The organism is Cylindrospermopsis sp. CR12 (assembly GCF_001432185.1).
Lineage (GTDB): Bacteria > Cyanobacteriota > Cyanobacteriia > Cyanobacteriales > Nostocaceae > Raphidiopsis > Raphidiopsis raciborskii.
Window position 1 is genome coordinate 1 of the sequence record NZ_LMVE01000088.1, and the last position, 1372, is coordinate 1372.

At 45.4% G+C, this 1372-nt stretch carries 1 protein-coding gene; it reads left to right on the forward strand.

Annotated elements, in window-relative coordinates:
- Positions 1-81: 81 nt before the first annotated feature.
- Positions 82-1131 (forward strand): IS481 family transposase, encoded by a 1050-nt coding sequence (locus ASL19_RS10195; protein WP_057178256.1) that lies wholly within the window; start codon positions 82-84, stop codon positions 1129-1131.
- The last annotated feature ends 241 nt before the right edge of the window (positions 1132-1372 follow it).

The window sequence follows — 1372 nt, forward strand, 5'->3', positions numbered from 1 at the left end:
TGTAGAAGTTAAGAGTTGATCTGACAATTGGGATTAAATTTAAGTAACGACACTTTATTTAAAACCCCAAAATGTCAGATCATGAACTCTGAAACTAAGTTAATCAAATCCCGCATCGGCCTGCTTAATTTGGCCGAACAATTGAACAATGTGACCCGTGCCTGCAAGTTGATGGGCACCAGCCGTGACAGCTTCTACCGGATCAGGGAACTGTACAACACCGGTGGAGAAGAAGCCTTGCGTGAGATCAGCCGCCGCAAACCGATCCCCAAAAACCGTGTTGAACCAGATGTGGAAGAAGCAGTCGTACAGATGGCGTTTGATTACCCGGCCTACGGTCAATCTCGGGCCTGTAATGAACTCAGAAAGAAAGGCATATTTATCTCCGCAGCTGGTGTTCGTTGTGTATGGCAACGCCATAACCTGGAGGTTTTTGAAAAGCGTTTAAAGGCACTGGAGGAGCGGGTTGCACAGGATGGTTTGATCCTTACCGAAGCCCAGGTAATTGCTATGGAGCGCAAGAAGGAAAAGCTGGAAGCCCATGGTGAAATCGAAACCGAGCACCCCGGCTACCTGGTAGCCCAGGATACCTATTACGTGGGGACGATCAAGGGCGTGGGCCGTATTTACCAACAGACGGTTATTGATACCTACACGAGGGTTGCCTTTGCCAAACTATATACCACCAAGCATGCGATTACTTCTGCAGACGTGCTTAATGACCGTGTGATTCCGTTCTTTGAAGGACAGGAAATACCTATTTTAAGGATGTTGACCGATCGTGGTACAGAGTTCAACGGAAGACCAGAAAACCACGAGTACGAGCTTTATTTACAGCTCGAGAATATCGATCACAGTAAGACCAAGGTTCGCCATCCACAGAGTAATGGCATCTGTGAACGACTGCACCGTACTATGCAAGATGAGTTCTACGCTGTTGCCTTCCGAAAGAAGATCTACCAAACCCTAGAATCGCTTCAAACGGACCTCGACGATTGGATTAATTACTACAACCAGGAGCGTCCTCATAGTGGCCGGTACTGCTTCGGCAAAACGCCAATGCAAACTTTTCTTGAATCTATTACCTTAGCCAAACAAAAACTGCTGAACAATCTGTGCCCAGCAGCATAACTTAAATAACTAATATCCTATAAAAACCGAAAAAGAAAAATCCTAAACTGTCAGATCAACTACTAACTATTACACTAAATGACTTATTGACCATTGACCTTTCACCATTCACCTTTCACCCCCTCAACTTATCAACTATTCAACTAATCAACGTTTCTCCTCCCAATCCCCAATCCCCAATTCCCAATTCCCAATTCCTCTCCTCCACCATTCACCCGCTCAACTTATCAACTATTCAACT

What these genes read in the sequence shown, in the direction of transcription:
- ASL19_RS10195 (WP_057178256.1), top strand. Translation starts at nt 82, where the DNA reads ATGAACTCTGAAACTAAGTTAATCAAATCCCGCATCGGCCTGCTTAAT.